The organism is Pseudonocardia sp. (assembly GCF_025465255.1).
Taxonomy (GTDB): Bacteria; Actinomycetota; Actinomycetes; order Mycobacteriales; family Pseudonocardiaceae; genus Pseudonocardia.
The window spans coordinates 23,051-29,206 of the sequence record NZ_JAODNI010000246.1 but is presented as its reverse complement, the minus strand read 5'-3'; the positions used below and the strand labels follow the sequence as shown (position 1 = coordinate 29,206).

The 6,156-nt window shown below is 77.5% G+C and carries 4 protein-coding genes and 1 pseudogene; 3 read left to right on the top strand and 2 right to left on the bottom strand.

Annotated elements, in window-relative coordinates:
* Positions 1–2,207: pseudogene (locus tag JWP64_RS30825) on the top strand (hypothetical protein); the annotation flags it as partial.
* A 16-nt stretch (positions 2,208–2,223) separates the two neighbouring features.
* On the opposite strand, the gene JWP64_RS30820 reads toward JWP64_RS30825, so the two are convergent.
* The gene (locus tag JWP64_RS30820) at positions 2,224–3,117 is read right to left on the bottom strand and encodes a Gfo/Idh/MocA family oxidoreductase (protein ID WP_297504050.1); all 894 of its coding nucleotides are present in this window, start codon (positions 3,115–3,117) and stop codon (positions 2,224–2,226) included.
* Between the two features lie 84 nt (positions 3,118–3,201).
* Here JWP64_RS30820 and JWP64_RS30815 point away from each other — a divergent pair, with 84 nt between their 5' ends.
* Both JWP64_RS30815 and JWP64_RS30810 read left to right on the top strand, forming a co-directional pair.
* On the top strand, positions 3,202–4,047 hold the full coding sequence (locus JWP64_RS30815; RefSeq protein WP_297504047.1) for an NUDIX hydrolase: 846 nt from the start codon (positions 3,202–3,204) through the stop codon (positions 4,045–4,047).
* Positions 4,044–4,874, top strand: a complete 831-nt coding sequence (locus tag JWP64_RS30810; protein WP_297504044.1) for an MBL fold metallo-hydrolase — start codon at positions 4,044–4,046, stop codon at positions 4,872–4,874. The genes JWP64_RS30815 and JWP64_RS30810 overlap by 4 nt, the downstream gene beginning before the upstream one ends.
* On the opposite strand, the gene JWP64_RS30805 is transcribed toward JWP64_RS30810, so the two are convergent.
* A complete protein-coding gene (locus JWP64_RS30805) occupies positions 4,871–6,133 on the bottom strand; it encodes an MFS transporter (protein ID WP_297504041.1) in 1,263 nt (420 codons plus the stop codon). The genes JWP64_RS30810 and JWP64_RS30805 overlap by 4 nt on opposite strands.
* Between the last annotated feature and the right edge of the window lie 23 nt (positions 6,134–6,156).

Here is a 6,156-nt window from a genome sequence, read left to right as displayed (position 1 = left end):
CGGGCCCGCCGCCGCGTGGTGGCGCGGCGCCGCGCGGGTTCCGGCCGCCCGTACCGGGTCGTGACGAGCAGGCCGAGATCTCTGGCGCGCCGGAGACCGGCCCGCAGACCGAGCAGGCGCCGCAGGTACTGCCGTCCCGGGCCCCGCGTCCCGCCCCCGGGCCGCGCATCGGGCCGCCGCTGTCGGTGGTCCCGCCCGCGCCGGACGGCGACAGCGCCCGCCCCGAGCCGGAGAGCCGGGCGGACGACGTGGACGCGCTCAGCGGCCCGCTGGACCGGTCCCTCCTGGAGCCGCTGCTCGAACCGGCGGACGAGTCCGCACCCGCGGTCTCGCCCGGCCCGGCCCTGGGGCCCGGTGTGCGCGAGTCCGGTGTGCGCGAGGCGTCCTGGGCCGCGGACTGGGCGTCCGGGGACTGGGCCATGCCCGACGGCGGACGCGGGCCGGCGGACGCGCCGTCGCCGGCGGAGACGCCGGCCGACGCGGAGCCCCTCCCGAGGACCGCCGAGCCGGCCGTGCCCGACCCCGACGGCTCCGCGGCGGATGACGTGCCGGCCGACGACGACCATGCCGTGGACGGCGCCGAGGATCACGGCGTCCCGGACGACGCGCCGTACGGTCGCCGGGCCGCGGTCGACGGCAACCCCACGCTGCGTCCCCTCCCCGGTGGACGGCGACGGGCCCGCCACCGCTCGGACGTCACGGACACGACGCCCCAGGGCCTGCCCGCGCCGCGGCCCGTCCCGCGGCTGTCGTCCCGGTCCGGGGGCGGCCGGCCCGAGGACGCCGCGCCACGCCCGGCCGAGCAGGTCGACGCGCTCGCGGCGGAACTGTCGGAGGCGGCGCCCGCGCAGGACGTCCTGTTCGGCGGGAGCTCGGCGGACGACCGTCCGGCCGCCGCCGGGCACCGGGCCGACGCGCCGGACCGTCCCCGCCGGGCCGCGGAGCCGGACCACCTCTTCGGGCCCCTTCCCGGGTCGGAGCCCGAGGCGGACGCCGGGAACGTGGACCCGGACGTGAGCCGTCCGGGCCTCGAAGGCCCGGCGGGCGCCGGGCCCGATCCCGGCCGGCCCGATCACGGCGATCCCGACCACCGGCACGACGACCCCCGGCACGACGACCGCCGCGACGACGATCACGGCCACGACGATCACCACGCGGGCGATGCCCCGGGGTCGCTCGGCGAGGAGCACGGCGGCGAGCCTCCGGCACCGGAGCGGCCCCGGCGCCGCCGCGAGCCGGAGGCCGAGCGACCGGACTTCGACAGGCCCGCCTACGATCGGTCCGCCTTCAGCCGTCCCGCGTTCGGTGGCCCGCCGCCCGGGGAGGCACCCGGGTCGCTCTTCGGCGAGTCGCCGGAACAGCCACCCGGGACGGGCCGCAGCCGCCGCTCGTGGACCGGCCAGCAGGGCTCCCGGCCCACCGGTCGGGATCGCGTCGGCGATGTCGGGCCCGGTAGCGACACCTTCGGCGGAGCGCGCTTCGGGGGCGAGGAGTTCGGCGGGGAGGGGTTCGGGGGCGACCGGTTCGGCGCCGAGAGCCCCGGTGACCGGCCTCGGAACACGGGCCCGGACCGCGCAGGCCCGGCTGGCACCGGGCCGCGCGACGGCCGGCCCGACGCCTCCGGGGTTCCCGCGGGCTCTGCTGGACCGGGCGGTCATGCCGACCTCCGCACCCCGGGATCCGACGGCCCGACGGCCGAACCGAACGGTGCCGGTCCCGGCGGCCACGCCGAGGTGCGCACCCCGGACCACCAGGGCCCGGCCGGCCCCGGTCACGGCGAGTTCCGCCGCACAACCCCGGACGACCCGCGCACGGAGGACCCGGCCGGCCCCGGTCCCGGGGAGTACCGTCGCAACACCCCGGACGCCCCACCCACCGACGGCCGGGACGGCACCCCCTGGCTGGCCGACCCCGCGGACACCCGTCAGGACACCGCCCCCGCCGCACCCCGGCCCGCGCCGGGCGAGGAGCCGTCGGCGGAGGCGCTGGCCGCACTGTCCGGCCGCGAGCGGGAGCTGCTCCGCCGTCTCCAGGAGGAGCTGGCGTCCCGCGAGCGCCCGCCGGGCCGGGACACCGGCCCGTACCCCGGTCCGTCCCGGCAGGGTGCCCGTCCGCAGCAGGCCCACCCGGGCCCGGAGGCCGGGCAGAACGGCCACCGCAACGGGCACGCCCAGGGCCACCCGCTCGGACCGCCGGACATCGCCTGAGCCGAGGATCCCGAGGTCAGGAGCCGGACGTGCGCTGCACCGCGGCCAGCACCCGCTGGAGGTGCAGCGCGCGCCGGACGTTCTGCGGGCCGTCGACGCGACCGGCGCGGACCGCGTCGACGAACTCGTCGAGCAGCACGCCGTAGCAGGCCACCGGGTCCGCCGGTCGGGTCGCGAGGACGTGCCGGCCGGCCGCGCCGAACGCCGTCACCTCGACCTCGGTGGGGTCCACCGGCAGCCGCAGGGACAGCGTCACCGTGCTGTGCGCGCCGCCCGCGTGGACGAGGCCGAAGCGCCAGAGGTCCGGCGCGTCGAGGCGCGCCCACTCGACGTCCCGCACCTCGCCCAGCGCGGCGTCGAGCAGGTCGACGACGTGCGGTCCGATGTCCAGCAGGGCCCCGCGCTCGGCCCGCCAGCCCGAACCCGCGTACGGGCCGCCCAGGAGCGCCCCGGAGAGCCAGCGCGCCGACCCGACGGTGTCGGCTCCCGCGGGCCCGCCGGACAGTCCGGCCAGCCAGGCGCGGACAGCCGGATCGAACCGCATCGTGAGCATCGTCGTCGAGCAGACCCCGGCGGCCGCGACGGCCGCCTCGACCTGCTCCGCCGCGGGCAGGGAGTCCGCGAGCGGCTTGTCCAGCACGAGGTGCCTCCCGGCGGCCGCGGCGTGCGGCGCGAGCTCGCCCTGGACCTGCGGCGGAACGGCGAAGGCGACGGCGTCGACCGCGTCGAGCAGCGCCTCGAAGCTCCCGAACGCCTCCCCGCCGTGCTCCGCGACGAGCTCCCGGGCCGGTTCCGGCCGCCGCGTCCACACCCCGGCGAGCTCGGCCCGCGGATGCCCGGCGATGCCCGGCGCGTGTACACCGCGGCCCCACGGCCCGGCTCCGACGAGCCCGATACGCAACTGGTCCACGCGGACATCGTGCCGGTCGAAGCGTGGCGTCGTTCACGCCGCACGGCGCCGGACGTCGCGCTTCACATGGCTTATGGTCCGAAGGTGAGCACCGAGGATGTCACCGCCGACACCCCTGCGGCGCCGGTCGCCCCCCGGCCGGCCGCCACCGTCCTGCTGCTGAGGGACCACCCGAACCCGCCTGCGGGCCGCAGCCCGCTGCAGGTGTTCCTGCAGCGCCGCGTGCCGCAGATGGCATTCGCCGCGGGCATGACCGTCTTTCCCGGAGGCAGCGTCGACCCGTCCGACGTCCCGGACGCGGACGGCTGGGCGGGTCCCTCGCCCGAGGACTGGGCCGAGACGATCGGCGTCCCCGCGGACCTCGCCGGCGGGACCGTGTCCGCCGCCGTCCGCGAGACGTTCGAGGAGTGCGGCGTGCTCCTGGCCGGCCCCGCCGGGGCGCCTCCCCTGGCCCCGCAACCGCAGGCCGCACAGTGGCGGGAGGACCTCGCCGCGCACCGCCGTCCGCTCGCCGACGTGCTGTCCGAGGCCGGGTTCGTGCTCCGCTCGGACCTGCTGCGCGTCTGGTCCCGGTGGATCACCCCGCCCGGACCCTCGCGCCGCTACGACACGGTCTTCTTCGTGACCCTCGTGCCGGAGGGCCAGGAGGCGGACGCGCTGACGACCGAGGCCGTCGAGGCGGGCTGGTGGCATCCGGCCGAGGCGTTCGAACGCCGCGACGCCGGCGAGATCGAGCTGATGATCCCGACCACGCGGACACTCGAGGACATGGCGACGTTCGAACGGGCCGCGGACGTCGTCGCGGCGGCCGAGCAGCGGACGATCGTCGCGATCCGGCCGGAGGTCAGGAGACGGAACGGCCGGACCGTGATCACGGTCGAGGGTCAGGCGGACTTCACCGGCCCGATCCCGGAGGCGGAGCTCCGATGACCCCGCCCGGCGCGACGCCCCCGCCCGTCGGGCGCGTCGGCCATCCCGCGTACGGGGTGCTGCGCCCGGTCACGGCCCTGGCCTCGGTCCTGCTGGCGGAGAACCCGTCGCCCATGACGCTCGACGGGACGAACACCTGGGTGCTGCGCGCGCCGGGCGTCGAGGAGTGCGTCGTGATCGACCCGGGCGAGGAGGACGACGAGGAGCACCTCCGCCGCATCGCCGAGCAGGGTCCCGTCGCGCGGATCCTGCTGACCCACCGGCATCCGGACCACGCGGGCGCCGCACGCCGCTTCGCCGAGCTGACGGGCGCGCCGGTGCAGGCGCTCGACCCGACGCTCGTCCTGGGCTCGGAGGCCCTGGGCGACGGCGACGTGGTGGCCGCGGCCGGGGTGGAGCTGCGGGTCGTCGCGACGCCGGGACACACGTCGGACTCGATCTCGTTCCTGCTCGCCGGCCCGGGCGGCGGCACCCCGTCGGTGCTCACCGGGGACACGATCCTGGGCCGGGGGACTACGGTCATCGCGCATCCGGACGGCGCGCTGGGGCCCTACCTGGACTCGTTGAAGATCCTCGCGGACCTGCCGCCCGGTACCGCCGTGCTCCCCGGCCACGGTCCGGACCTCGCCGACGCCCCGGCCGTCGCCGCGCAGTACCTCGCGCACCGGGAACAGCGCCTCGCCCAGGTCCGGGCCGCACTGAAGGCGCTGCCGGAGGGCGCGACCCCGCGCCAGGTCGTCGAGACGGTGTACGCGGACGTCGACGAGAAGCTCTGGCCCGCCGCCGAACTCTCCGTCAAGGCCCAGCTCGAGTACCTGCGAAGCTAGACGGCCGCGACGACGGGCGCCGGGTCCGGCATCCGCACCGTGCGGCGGCGGAACCACAGGACCGTCGCCACGACCAGGCCGCCGAGTCCGCCCGCGACGAACGCCGCCGCCGGGCCCGACGCCTCCACCGCGACCCCCGCGACGGACTGCCCGAGCGCGATCCCGAGCGTCGCCGCCGTGACCACCCAGCCGAAGGCCTCCGTGGCGCTGCCACCCGGGGCGACGAGCTCGACGCCCAGCGAGTGCCCCGTGACCTGCGGCGTGATCAGCCCGCCGGCCAGCAGCATGGTCAGGACCAGCAGGACGAGCGAGCCGCTCGCACCCGCCACGGACATCAGCACCGCCAGCGCGCCGAACGCCGCCATCAGGACCGGGATCCGCAGGTACAGCGGACGCGGCCACGGCCGCATCCCGTAGAGCAGCCCGACGAGCACGGACGTGACCGACCACGCCGAGAGCAACACCCCGCCCAGCGACGGCGAGCCGAGCGCTGACGCCACCGCCGGGACACCCACCTCGACCGAGCCGATGACCAGGCCGAACCCGAGCGACGCGATCGCGACCGTGAGCATGCCGGGATCGGCGATGACGCCGACGACGCCGGAGAGCCCGCCGCCGGACGCGGCCCGCGGCGCGGGCCGGGTGGCCCGGACCGGACGGCACAGCGCGAACGCCACCGAGCCGACGACCATCGCGGAAGAGGCGACGACCAGGCCGGTCCCGGACCACGGCGCCGTCACGAGGAACGCGGCGAGCGCCGGGCCGAGGATGAAGAAGACCTCGAGGCTGATGGCCTCGTAGCTGTACGCCGCCTCGCGACGTGGGCCGGCCGGCACCAGCTCGGCCCACAGCGCCCGGGAGGCCCCGGGCATCGCGGGCTGGGTGAAGCCGGCGAGCACGGCCAGCGGGATCAGCGCGAGGAGCGGCGCGCCGCTCTCGATCGACACGACGAGGCCGGCCGCGGCCAGCGCGAACAGGGCCGCGACCAGCAGCAGTACCTGCGACGGGCCCCGCCGGTCCATCACCCGGCCCTGGACCACCGAGCCGAGCGAGACACCGATCAGCGAGCCGGCCGACACCGCACCGGCCACCGCGAACGACCCGCTCTCACGCTGCACGTAGAGCAGCGTGGCCAGGCTGAACATGGCGATGGGCAGCCTGGCGAGGGCGGACGCGAGCACGGGGGCGACCGCGCCGGGTTCGGAGACGGCGGCGCGGTAGTCGGACAGCGAGACGGACACGACCCGAGGGTCGCACATTCTGGTACGGCCGTACCGGTTAT